The organism is Kinneretia sp. DJ1R-11 (assembly GCF_025717595.1).
Lineage (GTDB): Bacteria > Pseudomonadota > Gammaproteobacteria > Burkholderiales > Burkholderiaceae_C > Paucibacter_A.
This window is the reverse complement of sequence record NZ_JAJIRR010000009.1, coordinates 60996-78624: the sequence shown is the minus strand read 5'-3', so window position 1 is coordinate 78624 and position 17629 is coordinate 60996. Positions and strand designations below refer to the sequence as shown.

Below are 17629 nucleotides of genomic sequence, written 5' to 3'. Positions count from 1 at the left end.
GAGGGCTGCGGGATGGCTGGGCGACATCATCGCCCGAAAAGAGCAAGCAAGGTCCGCGGCGCGGGGCCGCGCGGCGGGCCTTGCATGAGCATGCAGTCGGGTGAGGTTCCGGCTCGCCATCAGGCGGCGGCAGTTACTGCTGCGCAGCAGCGTTATGGATTTTCTGACCGCTCGTCTTGACGCAGAGCTGCCTCACTGGGCTCGTGACTTGTAAAAGCCGGCGCTGTTCGAGCGCCTTGCATCGAGAGGGGCGGGATGATTTGAGCAGTGGTGATGTCCGATGCCCGTTAATCGGCGCGCCGACTCCAGTGTGGGGGCAACGTCCAGAGAAACTAAAGCCAGCTGTGTTGTCATCAAAAGCCTTCAAATTCAAGGACTGACCCCGGCCGTGGACCTCGGCCGCCCATGTGACCCCGGCCGCCTCAGCGCGGCGCCCAGCGCGAAGTCCACGGCGGCCAGCGCATGCAGCCGCGTCGTGTCGAACAGCGGCAGGGCCACGTCCTCAGGCTGAAGCAGCAGCGGCAGCTCGGTGCAGCCGAGGATCACGCCCTCGGCGCCTTGCTGCTGCCACTCGGCGATCAAGGCCTGCAGCACGGCACGCGAGCGCTCCAGGCAGTGGCCCTGGCACAGCTCCTCGAAGATGATGCGGTGCACCTCGGCGCGGCCGGCCTCGTCGGGCGTCAGGCACTCGATGTCGTGGCGGGCCAGGTGTTCGCGGTAGAAGGGCTGCTCCATTGTGTAGCGCGTGCCCAGCAGCGCCACGCGCCGGACCCCGGCGGCCTGGATCGCGGCGGCAGTGGCATCGGCAATGTGCAGCAGCGGCACATCCAGGCGCGCCTGTACCTCGGGCGCGACCTTGTGCATGGTGTTGGTGCCAATCAGCACGCAGTCCGCGCCGCCGTCCTGCAGTGCACGGCCGGCACCGGCCAGCAGCTCGGCCAGCTCGTCCCAGGCACCGGCGCGCTGGCGCTCGGCCACCTGCTCGAAGTTCAGGCTGTGCAGATGCAGCGGCGCCGAGTTCAGCCCGCCCAGCCGGCGCGCCACCTCGCGGTTGATGATCTGGTAGTACAGCGCGGTCGATTCCCAGCTCATCCCGCCTATCAGTCCGATTGCCTTCATGGTTCAACTCCTGGTGTGGCCTGCGAGCGCCGCCGTGGCGCCTCATCGATGAACGGAATTGTCCGGACCCGGCACTGGCAAGGATTTGCCTTCTTTGCTCCAATGAGCGCAGAAATTAGAAATGGATTCCAAGAATGGCAAGCAAGCTGAAGTTGGATGCTATTGACGTGAAGATCCTCGATCTGCTGCAGCAGGATGCCGAGCAGCAGCTGGCGCAGATCGCCGAGGCGGTGGGCCTGTCCAGCACGCCCTGCTGGCGGCGCATCCAGCGGCTCAAGGAGTCCGGCGTGATCCGTCGCCAGGTTGCGCTGGTCGACGCGCAGGCGCTCAACGTCGGCGTGACCGTCTTCGTCTCCGTGCGCACCGCCACGCACACGCGGGAATGGTTCGAGCGCTTCTGCGCCACCGTGCAGGCGATCCCCGAGGTGGTCGAGTTCTACCGGATGAGCGGCGATGTCGACTACCTGCTGCGCGTCGTCGTGCCCGACATCGCCGCCTACGACGCCGTCTACAAACGCCTGATCGCTGGGACGCAGCTGTTCGATGTCAGCTCCAGCTTCGCGATGGAGGAGCTGAAGTTCACGACGGCGTTGCCGTTGGCGTATGTGCGGTGAGGGGGCGCAGAAGCAGGGTCATCTCGCGCTTCTGGTCCTGCGCTCAGCAAAAGCATTCAAAGGCAAGGCTTGACCCCAGCAGTGCTCTGGTTGAAATGAGATGCTCAATCCGACGCACTGGGGGTTCTGCCGCTCTAGGGCCGCGCTAGACATCGCGGCTATGCCTCAATGTTTTCAACTAAGCGTGCACGCTCTTCAACTGGGCAGGCGGCTGCATAGACCGCAGAGAGCTCCTCCCAGAGACCGTCCTCAGTCTTTGTCAGTTCAGTTGCTATTGCGTTTGGCCAATCGTGAAAATCCATATCCTGATGAAGTGCTGACCATTCAGACCAATTCAGGCCGTAGCGCGTTTGAAGGTGGGCGGTTACTGCAGACGACCCAAATACTTCCTGTTCCGGTGATTGAGTGCCTGGCAACTTCAATAAGCCCTGTCGTGTGTTCTCGCCCCGATCGCCATCTCGAACTCCGACGACTGGGAGTCCATCGTCACGGAACCTTTTCGTCATGCTCGCGACAACATCGTCGTTGCCAACAAATGTGATAGTTACCCCGCGCAACAAGACGGGTTTGGTGGCACGGACCAATTCCGTCAGTAGAACCTTTGCCCGCGCATCCTCCACGAGGACAGTTTTGGCTCGCGCGTGTCCAAGCGCCAGTTGACCAGTTGCCTCCGCTGAACTAGTCCGGTCACTGACGCAAACCTTTGAGCCATCTCGGTAGAGTAGCTTTCTTGACTGCCGAGGTAGTGCATTGAGGATTGACCGCGAGTGCGTAGTTAGGATGATTTGGTGCTTACGCCGAAGGCAGACTTCAATTAAGTACTTTGCCAACTCATGCTGAGCGTGTTCGTGCAGGGATGTCTCGGGCTCTTCGATAACAAACAGCGATTGTTCGGGAGCTGTTTCAAGACTATTAACAGTGTAAAAAACACGACCCTCTCCAAAGCCCATATTGTTCTCAGAGTACTTGGCGCCAAACTTTTTCGCAAACCCGATCTCAGCACTTCGCATAGCATGGGCTGCGGTCGCGGAACTTAGATTCTCGTACGGATGATTCAGTATTCGTGAGATGGCTAACCGAGCTGAATCCGGAAGTTCGGCTTCGTTAGTGATGCTGATCTCTTGTCCACGATAAATTGAGATGTCTCGTTGCTCGACCTTCGGGATATAGATCGTGAATCCTATGTACCTGCAGTGACGTTCCGGTTGCCGCTTGTAGCCTTCCCATTGAGACCCACGCCTACGTGTAACGGTAAGTTCTTGAAGGCGCTCCGGCGAAGCGGTGAAGTACTGATACTCAATCGACGCATCGTCTCGAAAAGGCTTTGGATCGGCTTTTGAGACGGGAAAGTAGTTGGCAATGATGTGCCGTTTGTATTTTTCAGACTCAGTCACGGGTTTTTTGTAGGCCGCCGTTGCGAGTTGCGCAACGGTGGATTTTCCTGTTCCGTTTAGACCACTGATTGCAGTGATTGGCGACTCTATACTGAGAGACAGTTCATCTAGGCCGCGAAAGCCCCGAATAATTATTTTGGCAAGCGCCGGCCCGAAGTTTGAGTAGCGCTGTCGGGCGCCAAATAATCGTTGAAGTTCTTGACGGGGATCTGGCATAGTGTATTTCTCAGTGCCTAACTCTGGTGATCGGGGTCAAGTCTTAAATGCTAAGTCGGAACGTTTGGCGCGTTAGCGTGATCGGGGTCAAGTCTTAAATGTTAAGTTGGGACGTCTGGCGCGTTAGTTGGGGCGTTTAGGAGTGCGGGGAATTAACATTTAAGACTTGACCCCGAATTTTAAGACTTGACCCCGAATTTCGAATTTCGTGACCCCGAATTTCGAATTTTTGAATGTTCACGACGACGTTTTTGTTGTCTTGTGTCCGGTGAGTGGGCGGGCAGCGCCAGAGCGTGCGGATTCCGACCTGGTGGGCCCTGCATTCCGGGTTGCACTGACCAAGGCTGCGCGCATCGCTGGCGGGCTCAGGGCAAGCGATGTGCCGGCCTTAGGCAAGGTGAGGTCGTTGGAGCGCATGCCGACAGCCGACTGTAATCGACCCATATGCGACATCCGGCCGGGCGATCTTGGAGCCACAAAGCTGACTTGCAACCGTCCTGTCAGTGGGCCGGGCGTGAGACGCAATTGCCTCGGCGCGCCGGCCGCTCGAAAAGGTCGAGGTGCGACTGAAAACTACGCTCACTCGCGCGGCACCTCCTGCATGACGATGATGACGAGGACTGAACTATTCCAGAATGCCGGCGCCCACATTCTCCCGAACATGCACGCCGAGCGTGGATGCGAGCTGCTTGTACTCTTGTGGTAACCGACCTTGGAGCACCAGCATGACGTCAACCTTTGGGCAAGGTACGCTCCCCGAGACTTCCGCCTGAGCCTGCAATACGGCTCGGTACTTGACGACCTGAAAGATGCCGCGCCGATAGTCGTCCGGCATCGCGTCGGAGACCGTCGACTTGACTTCGACGCCAATCCAATGCGTCGGCGTCTCAAAGAAAACATCTATCTCGTCGCCGGACAGCAGCGCGTACTCTTCTCTCGAAATCCAGCCGCTACCATGGGCGCCAAATTCTGCGGGGTGGCTGGAGACGTATGCCTTCAGGGCCTTGTGCTGCTTCGACTCGCCCCCTGCCCAACCGCCAGGTTTAGGCCCTTTCTGGTCACCCAGGCCGGGCTCGATCGGCTCAATTCCCGCGCGCTTCAACACGTCGTTCCAGAGTCCGCCGAATCGCAGAATTCGATCGTACTCGGTGAAGAGCTTGGCGCGCTTTTGGTCGCGAGTCAGCGTGTCGTAATCAGTCCATCGGCCAACGATCCCTTCATCGGGCAGCCCTCGGTTCGGTCCTCTGGACAAAACGACGATCGTGGTCAGGAAAGGCACCTCAAATGGCCAGCCCGATGTGGCGCTCGCAATCAATTTGCTCACGAGCCCCAACACTCGGCCGAGGCCGCGAGCCCAGGGAGTTCCGCCATGAGTCCTTCTATCGAGTAGTTCCGCAAGCTCAAGATACGTCAGTGGTACCAACACTCCATCGCGCTGAGCAAGGACGTGCGAAATCAATATCGGAAGAGCTAGGCGAGCCTGACGCTCGGATGTGCTTAGATCCTCGTCATCAGCAAGCAGATAGTCCTCATCCAATCCGGGATTTGATTCATCGTCGGACGGCAAGGCATAGGTCGGCGGCATACCGTTTGAGGGGGCTGTCAACTCGAAGAGAATGCTCCCGTTCAATGACGGGGGTGTAGGCGAGTTGAATTTCTCCTGGAATGCTGCATCAAGGCCTAGGCTTTGCTCCATCGACTCCAACGTCAATCCAATGATCGGACGAAGCCGATAGACGCGATCGAGCCAGAAGTGCTTGATCGCGCGATCACCCCGCTCGAGTGCAGTCGGGTTTGGCTCCGCTTCGTAGCCATAGATTGGCGTTCTCTCACGAACGGCCTCATCGAGGTTCTGACGTGCTTGCCGCCGTCGCTTGCTAGCCGAACCCGTAGACTCACCCACCGGGTGACCTAGCCTCACAAAACGTCGCATGGTGCCGGACTGTTGATCAAGCACGTCAACGATGCGGTCGCTCCACAGCGTGTTGATCAAGGCGCTCTTATCGCGGGTGAATGCATTCCAGGGCGTATCGAGGCGCGCATATGTCGGCCCCCGATGATAGGTGTCGTAGCCCGAGACCTGCAGCCAGAACTTGTTAAGGTTTTTCTCGACGCGCTCTTCCATCATCTCCCTTTCCCTCACGGTGTCGACAATTCGCAGACGGGCCTGCTTCCCTCATTGTGCGTCGCTCTGAAGCAGTCACATTCAAACTCCGCTCCTGGCCGACAGCGGCCGATCATCAAAGTGCGGCCGAGCGTTCGCACTCGCTGCAAAACCGCAGCTGCCGCACCGCCATGCCCAGCCGCTTGCTCGGCGCAAACATGCGCTGAGATCAATGCCCCGATCAGCGCCTGCACGGCGGAGAAGAAATCGAACCCCGCATTGCCTCTGACTTCCTCCGTGTCTCCGTGTCTCCGTGACTCTGTGGTCGGTTCCGGCTGTTCAAACCCAAACGCAAACGCATTCCCAATCGCGCAAAGTCCCAAAGAAAAAGCCCGCCGTATCCGGGCGGGCTTTTACGCGCAGTTGAGTGCCTAACGATCAGGCCAGCTGCTTCCACTGCTGCATCAGCGATTCCCACTTGGCCTTGGCCGCGTGGACATGGCGCTCCTTGACATGGCCATAACCCCGAATTTCTTCGGGGATGCGGGCGATCTCGGTGGCCAGCTTCAGGCGCTCGGTCGTCAAGCCCTTGGCCAGGATGGCTTCGATGGCGGCGCGGTACTCGCCGATCAGGGCGCGTTCCATCTTGCGCTCGGCCGTGTAGCCGAAGACATCGAGTGCCGTGCCGCGCAGGCCCTTGAGCTTGGCCAGCAGGCCGAAGGCCGGGCGAACCCAGGCGCCCATCTGCTGCTTGACCAGCTCGCCCTTGGCGTTCTTCTTGGCCAGCAGCGGCGGGGCCAGGTGGTGCACCAGCTTGTAATTGCCTTCGAATTGACTGGCCACCTTCTCGACAAAGCTCTTGTCGGTGTGCAGACGGGCGACTTCGTATTCGTCCTTGTAGGCCATCAGCTTGAACAGGTACTTGGCTACGGCCTCGGTCAGCGCGGTGCTGCTCAGGCTGCCTTCGGCCGCGCGCACCTTCTCGACGAAGGCCTTGTACTGCTCGGCATAGGCTGCGTTCTGATAGCCGGTCAGGAAGTCCACGCGCTTGGCCACCAGCTCGTCCACGCTGGGGCGCTTGACGATGTTGATGACCTGGCGGGCGGCGTACAGGCCTTGCACGGCGGCGAGGTCGATGGCGCAGCGACGGCCCCACTCGAAGGCGGCCTTGTTGTTGTCGATCTGCACATTGTTCAGCTCGATGGCGCGCATCAGGGCGGCATAGCTCAGGGGCACGCGGCCCTTTTGCCAGGCATAGCCCAGCATCAGAGGGTTGGTGTAGAGCGAGTCACCGATCAGCTTGACGGCCACTTCTTCGGCGTCGAACAGACCCAGATGCTCCTTGCCCACCGCGGCCATGACGGCGGCTTCGCAGGCGGCGCCGGGGAAGCTCCAGTCGGCGTTGTTGACCAGGCTGGCGGTCGGCGAGCCGTGGGTGTTCAGCGCCACAAAGGTGTGGCCTTCGCGCATGACGGCCAGGGTGCTCTTGTTGGCGGCGACGATGGAGTCGCAGGCGATCACCAGATCGGCCTCGGCCGTGCCCACCTTGGTGCAGTGGATGGCGTCGGCGCTGTTGGCGATCTGGATGTGGCTCCAGGTGCTGCCGCCCTTTTGCGCCAAGCCTGCCGCGTCCTGCGTGATCACGCCCTTGCCTTCGAGGTGGGCGGCCATGCCCAGCAGCTGGCCGATGGTGATGACGCCAGTGCCGCCCACGCCGGCGACCACAATGCCCCAGGCCTTTTCGGCGTTAGGGATGATGGGCTGAGGCACGGCGCCGAGCGAGGCGTCGAAGGGGTTGAGGCGCTTGTCCTTCTTGGGTTTCTTCAGTTCGCCGCCTTCGACGGTGACGAAGCTGGGGCAGAAGCCCTTGACGCAGCTGTAGTCCTTGTTGCAGCTGTTCTGGTTGATCTGGCGCTTGCGGCCGAAATCGGTGTCCAGCGGTTCGATGGACAGGCAGTTGGACTGGATGCTGCAGTCGCCGCAGCCTTCGCAGACCAGCTCGTTGATGACCACGCGCTTGGCCGGGTCGACCAGCTTGCCCCGCTTGCGGCGGCGGCGCTTTTCGGTGGCGCAGGTCTGGTCGTAAATGATGGCCGTGGTGCCGGGGATCTCGCGGAACTCGCGCTGGATGGCGTCGAGCTCGTCTCGGTGGTGCACGGTCACGCCGGCGATCAGGGACACACCCATGTACTTCTCGGGCTCGTCGGTCACGATCACCAGCTTGGCCACGCCTTCCGAGATCAGGCTTTGCATGATCTGCAGCACGCTGTGGCCTTCGGCGCGCTCACCGACCTGCTGGCCGCCGGTCATGGCGACGGCGTCGTTGTAGAGCACCTTGTAGGTGATGTTCACGCCCGAGGCGATGCTCTGGCGGATCGCCAGGATGCCGCTGTGGAAGTAGGTGCCGTCGCCGAGGTTGGAGAAGATGTGCTTCTCGTTCGTGAAGGCCGACTGGCCCACCCATGGCACGCCCTCGCCACCCATCTGGGTGAAGGTGGCGGTGTTGCGGCCCGGCATCCAGGTGACCATGTAGTGGCAGCCGATGCCGCCCACGGCGCGCGAGCCCTCGGGCACGCGGGTGCTGGTGTTGTGCGGGCAGCCCGAGCAGAACCAGGGCGTGCGGTCGGCGCCGCCGGCGGTCTTCTCTTCGGCCTTGAGTGCGTTTTCCTTGCCGTCGATCAGGGCCACGCGGGCGTCCAGGCGGGCCGCCACATCGGCGTCCACGCCCAGCTTCTTCAGGCGCTTGGCAATCGCGCGGGCGATGATGGCCGGGGTCAGGTCGGCCTGCGGGCGCAGCAGCCAGTTCTTGCTCGGGTTGGCCATGCCCCATTCGCCGCCTGTGCTCCGTCCATCGCCGCTGTCGGCGTCGTCGTCGAACTTGCCCAGCACATGCGGGCGCACATCGGGGCGCCAGTTGTAGAGCTGTTCCTTGATCTGGTATTCGATGACCTGGCGCTTTTCTTCAACGACCAAGATCTCTTGCAGGCCGTCGGCGAAATCGCGGGTGATGGTCGCTTCCAGCGGCCAGACCACATTGACCTTGTGCAGGCGGATGCCGAGGCGACGGCAGGTGTCGTCGTCCAGGCCCAGGTCATGCAGAGCCTGGCGGGTGTCGTTGTAGGCCTTGCCCGAGGCGATCAGGCCGAAGCGGTCCTGTTTCGTCTCGATGACGTTGTAGTTCAGCTTGTTGGCGCGCACATAGGCCAGGGCGGCGTACCACTTGTGGTCCATCATGCGCGCTTCCTGGTCCAGCGGCGGGTCGGGCCAACGGATGTGCAGGCCACCGGCCGGCATGCGGAAGTCTTCCGGCAGGATGATGTTGACGCGGTCCGGGTCGACGCTGACCGAGGCGGACGATTCGACGATCTCCTGGATGGTCTTCATGCCCGACCACAGGCCCGAGAAGCGGCTCATGGCAAAGGCATGCAAGCCCATGTCCAGGATGTCTTGCACGCTGCTGGGGAAGAACACCGGGAAGCCGGCGGCCTTGAAGACGTGGTCGCTTTGGTGGGCGGCGGTGGAGCTCTTGGCGATGTGGTCATCGCCGGCAATGGCGATCACGCCGCCATGCTTGGCTGTGCCGGCCATGTTCGCGTGCTTGAACACATCGATGCAACGGTCCACGCCCGGGCCCTTGCCGTACCAGATGCCGAACACGCCGTCGAACTTGGCTTTTTCCTTGAACAGGTCCAGCTGCTGCGTGCCCCAGACGGCGGTGGCGCCGAGTTCTTCGTTGACGCCTGGCTGGAAGACGATGTTCTGCTTGGCCAGATGCTTCTTGGCCGCTTGCAGGGCCTGGTCGTAGCCACCCAGCGGCGAGCCGCGGTAGCCCGACACAAAGCCGGCGGTGTTCAGGCCCTGAATGGCATCGCGCGTGCGCTGCAGCATGGGCAGGCGAACGAGGGCTTGCACCCCGCTCATGAAGGCGCGGCCGCTGTCGAGCGCGTATTTGTCGTCCAGCGTGACCTTCTCTAGCGCACGCAGGATGTGGTCGGGCAGGGGAGCATTCATGTGGGGTGTCTCGGCTTGTCTCGGGGTGGAACCGGGCTGGCTGCTGCCGCTTGTGGCGGCCATGCTCCCGTGTGCGGGTGACCGGCAGTATGTCCGGTGCTGGGGCCTGATGTACAGAGGGCGCGGCCCGGCCGCGCCCGCGTCAGAAGGCAGGCAGAAGTGTAGGGAAAGGGCGGCGAGCGGTGCTTGCTATTTGGGCTTGCAAATTGGCTGCTTGAGCAATAATCTTTCCCGAAATATAAATTCGGGAAACAAATGGCAATCAGAAGGTCGTCGTCTGGTAAAAACCCGCAGTCCACCGACGAGGCTGCAGCGGCGCCGGGAGATGCCAGCTTGGCCGGTGATCAGCCCCAGGGTGACACCCTGGACCGCTATCACATCGCCATCCTGGCCGAGCTGCAGAAGGATGCGCGGCTTTCCAATGCCGAACTGTCGGCGCGCATCGGCCTGTCCACCGCGCCCACCTGGCGGCGCGTGCGCTGGCTGGAGGAGCAGGGCTTCATCACCGGCTACCGCGCCGAGATCGACCGCCGCAAGATCGGCCTCGGCGTGCTCGCCTTTGTGCGCGTGGACGCCGACCGCAACACCGGCACCTCGACCAAGCCCTTGGAAGACGCCATCCGCAAGCTGCCCGAGGTGATTTCCTGCCACTACATCTCGGGCGCCGGCACCTTTGAGCTGCAAGTGCTGGCCACCGATCTGGAGGCCTTCAGCCGGTTTACCATCGACACCCTCTTGCACCTGCCTAACGTCAAGGATGTGCACACCAGTTTTTCGCTCGGTGAAGTGAAGGCTGGGGGTGGCGTGCCGCTGCGGCATTTGCGGGCGGTCTGAGGCCGGGTATCTGATCGAAGGAAGCCATCCCATGCCTTTGCCAGAGTTCGATGCGACGGCTTTTCGCAGCAGCCGCGCCCTGCGCCGCGCCATGAAGGCGGCTTGGCGGCGCGCCGATGGCGAGCACTCGGGTGCGCGCCTTTTGGGCCAGTTCCTGTTGGGCCTGCTGCTGTGCGTGCTGCCCGTCTGGTGGCTGGGCCTGTGGGGCGCGCTGTTCAGTGCCACGGCGCTGACCTATCTGCTGCTGCCGGCCCTGCTGTCCGGCCTGGCCGAACTTTGGGCCTGGGCCGCGCCGGCACGTTGGGCCGATGTTCAGGGGCAGCGCTACAGCTTCATGGGCGCCTACCTGCACATCGAACGCGACTTGGACGGTCAGCCCTGGCTGAGCTGCGAGGAGGTGCGCCGTGCCGGGGTGGACCTGCCTGAATCCTGGATCGTGCAAGCCCGGCTGGACCCGGCCCGTTGCCGCATGGACGCCAGCGGTCGCCGCCTGCAACTGCGCGCGGACGCCTTGCTGGCCGGCCTGCAGGGCACGGCCCAGCCGCGCGGCCACAAGTTCGCGCTCTGGCTGCAGCGCGTGGTCATCTATCCGGCCGATCGGGCGGCGCGGCGGCGCTGAAAGCTTCTCTGTCGGCGTAGGCTGGTTTTCCCTGACGCGAAGTGAGGCGGAACAACTCTATATTCCGCTCCCCGGCTGAACCGACCGTTAGGGCGGAGCTTGGCTGGAGCCGTCGCGGGCTTTTTCTTCGTGCCTTGTCTGCACGCAGAGGTCTGCGCTCACCACATCGATCGAGGAGGAGACCGTTCCCATGAAACTCAAGACCCACAGCCGCTTTCGTCTTGCAGCCCTGGCTTGTGCCGCTGGCGCCTTGAGCGCCGGCGGTGCCGCGCAGGCTGCCAGCTACCAATTCAGCGGCGACATCAGTGCCAGCCCGACCTTCCAACGCCTGATCGGCAGCGGCCCCAATTTGTCCACCGTGGCCAATGCGGTGCATTTCAATGCCTTCGAGTTCAGCGTCAGCCAGGCCGGCAACTACAGCTTCGAGAGCCTGGTGCCCGGCGACACCGGCACCACCGGCGGCGTCTGGGACAACTACCTGTTCCTCTACCAGACCGCATTCAACCCGGCTGACGCACGCGTCAACATCCTCAAGGGCGTCAGCGGCCTCGGTTTCGGCCCGGCGACCATGAACTTTGACCTGAACACGGGCGGCCGCTATGTGCTGGTGACCAGCGGCTATCTGAACAAGGACATGGGCAGTTTCGTCAACACCATCAACGGTGCCGGTCAGGTGTCGCCGGTGCCGGAGCCCGGTGCTGCTGCTTTGTTGCTGGCCGGGCTGCTGGCCTTGGCTGCCGTCGTGGCCACGCGGCGACGCGACGCCTGAGTCTGGGCTGGGGTCGGGGCCGGGGTTGCCGGCTTTGGTCCCTGCAGGCAGGTGCTTCAGGGCGCGATGCGCGCACAGCGCCCAATGCCGGCCCTGCAGCCGGGGCCAGCCTGATAGTCTGGGTCTTCACTTCGCGAACTCCCGGACATGAGCGTCAGCGCCCGCCTGCCTTTCAAGCATTTCCTGCTCGCCCTGGCCGTGGTGGCCATCTGGGGCAGCAATTTCGTCGTCATCCGCCTCGGACTCGACGCCTTGCCGCCCTTGTTGTTCGCCACCTTGCGCTTCAGCTTGGCGGTGCTGCCGGCCCTGTTCTTCATCCAGCGGCCCGACTTGCCATGGCGCAATCTCGCCAGCTATGGACTCTTGATCGGCGTCGGCCAGTTCGGCCTGCTGTTTCTGGCCATGCGCGGGCCGCAGCCCGCCATCTCGCCCGGCCTCGCTTCGCTGGTGATTCAAACGCAAGTCTTCTTCACCTTGATGCTGTCCATGCGCGTGACGCGTGAGCCGGTGCGGGGCTATCAGTGGCTGGCCCTGGGCCTAGCGGCCTCGGGCATCGCCCTGATCGCCAGCCACACCGATGGCAGTGCCACGCCGCTGGGCCTGGCCATGGTGCTGGCCGCTGCCTTCAGCTGGGCCTGCGCCAATATGGTGGGCAAGCAGGCCGGGCGGGTGAATATGCTGGCCTATATGGTCTGGACCAGTGTCTTCGCCGTGCCACCCTTGCTGCTGCTGTCCCTGCTGGTCGAGGGACCGCAAGCCATGGCGGCGGGCTTGCACAAGGCGGATCTCGGCACCTGGGCGGCCGTGCTCTGGCAGGCTCTGGGCAACACCTTGTTCGGCTACGCCGCCTGGGGCTGGCTGCTGGCCCGCCATGCACCCGCCACGGTCGTGCCCATGGCCTTGCTGGTGCCGGTCTTCGGCATGAGCACTGCGGCCCTGGTCTTGGGTGAAAGCCTGCCCGCCTGGAAGTTGATCGCCGCCGGTTTGGTGCTGGCTGGCCTGGGGCTGAATCTGCTGTGGCCTTTGCGCAAAGGGAGAACGCAGGCGGCATGACCCAGCGCACAGTCAAGGCCCTGGAGCTGCCTTAGGCTGGGCCCATGGACATATCGAATACCCCACGCTTCCAGTTTTTCACCGGCAAGGGCGGTGTGGGCAAAACCTCTTGCTCCACCGCCACCGCCCTGGCCCTGGCCGATGCCGGCCAGCGCGTGCTGCTGGTCAGCACCGACGCGGCCTCCAACCTCGACGAGATGCTGGCCATCCCACTGCGCCAGCAGCCAGTGAATGTGCCCGGGGCGCCGGGCCTGTCGGTCATGAACATCGACCCCAATCAGGCCGCCGAGGACTACCGCCAGCGCGTGCTGGCCCAGCTGGGCGCCGGCGCCAGTGCCGCCGAGCAGGGCACGGTGCGCGAGCAGCTCAGTGGCGCTTGCACCACCGAAATCGCGGCTTTTGACGAGTTCGCCAGCCTGCTGGCCGAAGGCGCGCCCGGCTATGACCACATCGTCTTCGACACCGCACCCACGGGCCACACCCTGCGCCTGCTCAGCCTGCCCAAGGCCTGGAGCGGCTTTCTGGCCGACAACGATCGCGGCGCTTCCTGCCTGGGCCCGCACTCGGGCTTGAAGATGCAGGAGGCACGGTTCCAGGCCGCGCTGGCGGCCTTGTGCGACCCGGCGCTGACCGAGGTGGTGCTGGTGGCTCGACCCGAGCGCGGCGCGCTGGACGAGGCCGCGCGCAGTGCCGTCGAGCTGCAGAGTTTGGGGCTGAAGCGCCAGCGTCTTTTGGTCAACGGCGTCTTCCATGCCAGCGTTTCGGATGACCCGGTCGCGGCCGCGCTCGAGGCCCAGGGCCAGGCGGCGCTGGCCGCCATGCCCGCGGCCTTGGCCGCACTGCCGCGCCGCGAGTTGCCGCTGCGGCCAATGGACATGGTGGGCCTGGCCGCGCTGCGCGCCTTGTTTCAAGATCCCTCCGCAACGTTGCCGGCCCAAGCTTTGGGCGCTTCCGCCTTGGCGGCACCCGATGAGGCCGCCCGCCTGTCGGCCCTGTGCGATGAGCTGGCCGCCGCCGGCCGGGGTCTGATCCTGGTCATGGGCAAGGGCGGCGTGGGCAAGACCACCATCGCCGCCGCCCTGGCCATTGGCCTGGTGCGGCGCGGCCATGCGGTGCACCTCAGCACCACCGACCCGGCCGCCCATGTGCTGCCCACGCTGCAGGGCGAAGTGCCCGGTTTGCGCGTCGATGCCATCGACCCCAAGCGCGAGACCGAGGCCTACATCGCCAAGGTCATGGCCCACAAGGGCCGCGATCTGGATGAGGCCGGCCGCGCCTTGCTGCTGGAAGACCTGCAATCGCCCTGCACCGAAGAGGTGGCGGTGTTCCACGCCTTTTCGCGCGTGGTCAGCGAGGCGCGCAGCGCCTTTGTCGTGCTGGACACCGCGCCCACGGGCCACTCCCTGCTGCTGATGGATGCCACCGGCGCCTACGACCGCCAAATGCGCCGTGAATTGCAGGGCGGTGGTGGCGGTGGTGGTGGTGCGAGCGCACGACTCATCACACCGCTGATGCGCCTGCAAGACCCGGCCTACACCCGCATCCTCTTGGTCACCCTGGCCGAGCAGACACCGGTCTCGCAGGCGGCGGCGCTGCAAAGCGATCTGCGCCGCGCCGGCATCGAGCCCTTTGCCTGGATCATGAACCGCAGCCTGCTGGCCGCCGGCGCCCACGACCCGCTCTTGAGTGCCCGTCTGGCCGGTGAGCAGAAGCAGATGCAGCGCATCGCGGACGAGCATCTGGCGCAGCACCTCTTCTGGCTGCCCTGGTGCGCGGTGCCGCCGGTCGGCATCCCTGCTCTGGCCGCGCTGGCGCGTTAGGCCGGGTCGGCCTATGCTGGGCGCATGAACGCATCCCACTTGCTTCCTCGCCGTGCCTGCTTGCTTCTGAGTGCACTGGTCCTGATGCCGCTGCTCGGCTGGGCTCAGCCCGCGGCCAAGCTGCCGCCCCGCAACCTCTGGGTTGAGATGCGCTGGGTGGACAGCCGCATGGACGGCGCCAGCCTGGCCGGCGTGCGCGACGGCGCCGTGGTGGTGGGCACGGGCGGCAGCGTCTCGCCCACGCCCGGTGTGAGCCTGAGCACCAGCAGCCACAGCCAGAGTGGCCAGCAGACCCAGCGTGTGCTGGTGCTGAACGGCCGACAGGCGCAGTTCCAGCTCAACGAGAAAGTGCCGGTGCAGTGGGTCGATGTGTCGGTGCAAATGGACGGCGCGGCGGCGGCCGGGGGCGGCGCGCCCAATATGGCCGACGCCCGGGTGCGCGCCCAGCCGCGCAGCGGCTTTGTCGAACAGACGCGTGGCTTCACCGTGGCCGTGTTCTGGCCCGGCGGCCAGCAGCCGGCGCGCCTGGACCTCAAGGTGCAAACCCCCTCGGGCGAGCCCGGCCCGAACGGCCAGCCGGCCGGCCAGACCCAGCTTGACAGCAGCGTGCAGCTGCGCCTGGGCGAATGGCTGACGGTGGCGCGCACCGGTGTGGCGGTGCAGGCGCAGGAACGCGGCGTGCTCAGCACCCGGGCGGCCGAATCCCAGACCCAGCGCGAGCTGCAGCTGCGCGTCGACCTGGCGCCTTGAATGGGCGCAAGGCGCCGCCCATCGTGCGCTGCTTAAGCGAATCTTGAGGGTTCAGTGCGTCTGATTTCGCAGTGGCCCTGCTAGGCTCAAGCGTCATCGTTTGAGCTCCTATTTTTGCCATGCTGTTGTCTGCCCGCCGCCCCTTCTTCGTCGCCACCAGTCTTGCGCTGGCCCTGTTGGCCAGCTTCGCCCAGGCGGCGGAGCCGTCCTACCCCCGCTTCGGCGGCAAGCCGCTGCCGGTCGAGCGCACCAGCGCCAAGGTCGTGGGTGTCTATGTGCCCATGTGGGAAAGCGCCGGCCACGTCGACCGCATCCCGGCCGGCAGCGTCACCCACCTGCTGTACTCCTTTTTGCGCCTTTGCGGCCCAGGCCAGATCGCCAAGGACGCAGCGCGCTGCGTGGGAAAACAGGACTTTCAGCTCAGCACCGGCGGCGCCGAGAAAACTTTCGACGCCGCCTTTGCGCGCTTGAAGGCGCGCGAGCCCCAGGTCAAGGTGCTGGCCTCGGTCGGTGGTTGGGGTGGCTCGGACGGCTTCTTTCACATGGCACCGGATGCCGCCAAGCGCGCGGTCTTTGTCGAGTCGGCCCTGCAGTTCCTGCGCGATCACCCGAGCTTTGACGGCATCGACATCGACTGGGAGCACCCGGGCGACAACGGTTCCGCCAACGGTGTGCCCCTGGGCAGCCCGGCCGATGGCCAGGCCTATGCCGATCTGATGGTCGACCTGCGCCGCGGCCTGCAGCGCCTGGAGGCCGAGACCGGCCGGCCCTATCTGCTGAGCACGGCGATCAACAGCGGCGAGGCGGTGGTCCAGCGCATCAACTTCAAGCAGGCTGCGCCTGCGCTGGATCTCATCTTCATGATGACGTACGACTTCTACGGCAACTGGTCACGGGGCGCGGGCCACCACAGCAGCTTGATGAGCAGCCGCAGCGCGGCCGGAATCGAGGCCGACGACAGTCTCGACCGCTCGGTGCGCAACCTCGAGGCCGCCGGTGTGCCGCGTGCCAAGCTGGTGGGCGGCGTGGCCATGTACGGCCGTGGCTTTGCCGGCGTTGATCGCCCGCAGACGGGTGCTCCCAAGACCGGCGGCTACCCCGGCGCCGATGGCTCGGCCGCTTACCGCGAAATCGCCGCCCGCTACCTCGGGCCCAAGGGCCAGGGCGTGAACGGCTACCTGGCCAAGTTCGATGCTCAGACCCAGTCCTGGAGCCTGTTCCACCCCAAGCACAAGCTCTGGATGGGCTACGACGACCCGCGCGCCGTGATTGCCAAGGGCCAGTACGCCGTCAAGCAGGGCCTGGCCGGCGTGTTTGCCTGGGAGCTGACCCAGGACAACGGTGATCTGCTCAATGCCATGAACCACGGCGTGGGTAACCGTGTCCTTCCCTGATTGAGGGCAGGGGCAGCGGGTTCAGTACTGCACACCGTAGCGCGCCCGGATGGCGCGCAGCAGGCCGCGCGCCTCCAGCCGCTCCTGTGCGGCATTGAGGCGCAGCACCTCCTCCTCGCTGACGGTCTTCTTGCTGAACATCAGGTGCACGGGCGCGTTCGAGGGGTGGTAGGGCAAGGGCGCCAGCTCCATCTTCAGCCGTCCGGCTTCAAAGAGCAGGGTGGCATGGTCGGCCATGACCAGCTCGCCGCGCTCGCGGGCCAGCATCAGAAGGCCTTTCTCGAAGGTCTCGAAGGTGGAGCTCAGACGCGCTTCCTGCAAGCGCCCGATGTACTGCTCGTAGTCGGCGCCGAACCAGCCGGCATTGAGGCTGAGCAAGGGAATGCGCCGGTTCAGCAGGTCCTGAAAGCCGCTGACATCGCGGTACAGGGGCAACTTGGCCGGCAGTGTGAAGAGGCTGACCGTCTCCATGCGGTAGGCGCGGCCGAACCAGGCGTATTCCCGCCGCTCGGGCGTGTCCGAGGCGCCGGGGATGATATCCAACTCGCCAGCCTTGAACATGGCGTAGCGGCGGTTGCGCGGCAGCGCCTCGCCCAATTCCAGGCTGCAGCCGGCCTCCTTGAAGACGGCGCGGATCAGTTCGATGTCGGCGCCCACCGCCTCGCCCTTGTCATTGGGATAGAAGTAGGGCGGCCACTCCATCATCGCGATGCGCAGCGGGCGGCTGCAGGGCGTGGCCTGTGCCTGGGTGGGCAGCAGGACACCCGACAACAAAAACGCCCATAGCGCTGCGGTCAGCGGCATCCAGTTTCTCGTGAACCCAGACATGTGTCGGCTCCTGATCGCAAAGAGGGCATGAGGGGCGGGCGCCCAGCATAGCCAGGAATGCGGCGGCATGGCACCCCATCATCCAAGCGAAACGCCTGACCAGC

13 protein-coding genes are annotated in these 17629 nt (G+C 64.3%); 8 read left to right on the top strand and 5 right to left on the bottom strand.

What is annotated here, in order from left to right; translation table 11 throughout:
- Nucleotides 1-369 precede the first annotated feature (369 nt).
- Complete coding sequence (locus tag LNV23_RS15630) at nucleotides 370-1119, bottom strand: aspartate/glutamate racemase family protein (RefSeq protein WP_263563821.1); 750 nt, start codon at nucleotides 1117-1119, stop codon at nucleotides 370-372.
- A gap of 152 nt (nucleotides 1120-1271) precedes the next feature.
- Between LNV23_RS15630 and LNV23_RS15625 the strand changes: the two genes are divergently transcribed.
- A complete protein-coding gene (locus LNV23_RS15625; RefSeq protein ID WP_263563951.1) occupies nucleotides 1272-1733 on the top strand; it encodes an Lrp/AsnC family transcriptional regulator in 462 nt (153 codons plus the stop codon).
- Between the two features lie 158 nt (nucleotides 1734-1891).
- Here the strand turns inward: LNV23_RS15625 and LNV23_RS15620 are convergent, their stop codons facing one another.
- From LNV23_RS15620 to LNV23_RS15610, 3 genes are all read right to left on the bottom strand, one after another.
- Nucleotides 1892-3343, bottom strand: a complete 1452-nt coding sequence (locus LNV23_RS15620) for an ATP-dependent nuclease (RefSeq protein WP_263563820.1) — start codon at nucleotides 3341-3343, stop codon at nucleotides 1892-1894.
- A gap of 625 nt (nucleotides 3344-3968) precedes the next feature.
- Nucleotides 3969-5471: a hypothetical protein gene (locus LNV23_RS15615; protein WP_263563819.1), complete on the bottom strand. Its 1503-nt coding sequence runs from the start codon at nucleotides 5469-5471 to the stop codon at nucleotides 3969-3971.
- A gap of 414 nt (nucleotides 5472-5885) precedes the next feature.
- On the bottom strand, nucleotides 5886-9458 hold the full coding sequence (locus tag LNV23_RS15610; protein WP_263563818.1) for an indolepyruvate ferredoxin oxidoreductase family protein: 3573 nt from the start codon (nucleotides 9456-9458) through the stop codon (nucleotides 5886-5888).
- A gap of 255 nt (nucleotides 9459-9713) precedes the next feature.
- On the opposite strand from LNV23_RS15610, the gene LNV23_RS15605 reads away from it, so the two are divergent.
- The 7 genes from LNV23_RS15605 (at nucleotide 9714) to LNV23_RS15575 (ending at nucleotide 16697) form a co-directional block, all read left to right on the top strand.
- Nucleotides 9714-10292, top strand: coding sequence for an Lrp/AsnC family transcriptional regulator (locus tag LNV23_RS15605; RefSeq protein ID WP_263563817.1), 579 nt, complete (start codon nucleotides 9714-9716; stop codon nucleotides 10290-10292).
- 31 nt (nucleotides 10293-10323) lie between these two features.
- Nucleotides 10324-10911: a hypothetical protein gene (locus LNV23_RS15600; RefSeq protein WP_263563816.1), complete on the top strand. Its 588-nt coding sequence runs from the start codon at nucleotides 10324-10326 to the stop codon at nucleotides 10909-10911.
- Between the two features lie 190 nt (nucleotides 10912-11101).
- On the top strand, nucleotides 11102-11680 hold the full coding sequence (locus tag LNV23_RS15595; RefSeq protein ID WP_263563815.1) for a PEP-CTERM sorting domain-containing protein: 579 nt from the start codon (nucleotides 11102-11104) through the stop codon (nucleotides 11678-11680).
- Between the two features lie 165 nt (nucleotides 11681-11845).
- The gene (locus tag LNV23_RS15590; RefSeq protein WP_263563950.1) at nucleotides 11846-12733 is read left to right on the top strand and encodes an EamA family transporter; all 888 of its coding nucleotides are present in this window, start codon (nucleotides 11846-11848) and stop codon (nucleotides 12731-12733) included.
- Nucleotides 12734-12777: 44 nt separating this feature from the next.
- Nucleotides 12778-14553, top strand: a complete 1776-nt coding sequence (gene arsA / locus LNV23_RS15585) for an arsenical pump-driving ATPase (RefSeq protein ID WP_263563814.1) — start codon at nucleotides 12778-12780, stop codon at nucleotides 14551-14553.
- Nucleotides 14554-14577: 24 nt separating this feature from the next.
- Nucleotides 14578-15303 (top strand): hypothetical protein, encoded by a 726-nt coding sequence (locus tag LNV23_RS15580; RefSeq protein ID WP_263563813.1) that lies wholly within the window; start codon nucleotides 14578-14580, stop codon nucleotides 15301-15303.
- Between the two features lie 119 nt (nucleotides 15304-15422).
- Nucleotides 15423-16697 (top strand): glycoside hydrolase family 18 protein, encoded by a 1275-nt coding sequence (locus LNV23_RS15575; RefSeq protein ID WP_263563812.1) that lies wholly within the window; start codon nucleotides 15423-15425, stop codon nucleotides 16695-16697.
- Nucleotides 16698-16718: 21 nt separating this feature from the next.
- Here the strand turns inward: LNV23_RS15575 and LNV23_RS15570 are convergent, their stop codons facing one another.
- On the bottom strand, nucleotides 16719-17501 hold the full coding sequence (locus LNV23_RS15570; RefSeq protein ID WP_263563811.1) for a substrate-binding periplasmic protein: 783 nt from the start codon (nucleotides 17499-17501) through the stop codon (nucleotides 16719-16721).
- Between the last annotated feature and the right edge of the window lie 128 nt (nucleotides 17502-17629).

Excerpts from the sequence above, each read along its gene's own strand:
- LNV23_RS15630 (WP_263563821.1), bottom strand. The coding sequence starts at position 1,119 with ATGAAGGCAATCGGACTGATAGGCGGGATGAGCTGGGAATCGACCGCG.
- LNV23_RS15600 (WP_263563816.1), top strand. The coding sequence starts at position 10,324 with ATGCCTTTGCCAGAGTTCGATGCGACGGCTTTTCGCAGCAGCCGCGCC.
- LNV23_RS15595 (WP_263563815.1), top strand. The coding sequence starts at position 11,102 with ATGAAACTCAAGACCCACAGCCGCTTTCGTCTTGCAGCCCTGGCTTGT.
- LNV23_RS15620 (WP_263563820.1), bottom strand. The coding sequence starts at position 3,343 with ATGCCAGATCCCCGTCAAGAACTTCAACGATTATTTGGCGCCCGACAG.
- arsA (WP_263563814.1), top strand. The coding sequence starts at position 12,778 with ATGGACATATCGAATACCCCACGCTTCCAGTTTTTCACCGGCAAGGGC.
- LNV23_RS15615 (WP_263563819.1), bottom strand. The coding sequence starts at position 5,471 with ATGATGGAAGAGCGCGTCGAGAAAAACCTTAACAAGTTCTGGCTGCAG.
- LNV23_RS15605 (WP_263563817.1), top strand. The coding sequence starts at position 9,714 with ATGGCAATCAGAAGGTCGTCGTCTGGTAAAAACCCGCAGTCCACCGAC.
- LNV23_RS15580 (WP_263563813.1), top strand. The coding sequence starts at position 14,578 with ATGAACGCATCCCACTTGCTTCCTCGCCGTGCCTGCTTGCTTCTGAGT.
- LNV23_RS15575 (WP_263563812.1), top strand. The coding sequence starts at position 15,423 with ATGCTGTTGTCTGCCCGCCGCCCCTTCTTCGTCGCCACCAGTCTTGCG.
- LNV23_RS15610 (WP_263563818.1), bottom strand. The coding sequence starts at position 9,458 with ATGAATGCTCCCCTGCCCGACCACATCCTGCGTGCGCTAGAGAAGGTC.
- LNV23_RS15570 (WP_263563811.1), bottom strand. The coding sequence starts at position 17,501 with ATGCCGCTGACCGCAGCGCTATGGGCGTTTTTGTTGTCGGGTGTCCTG.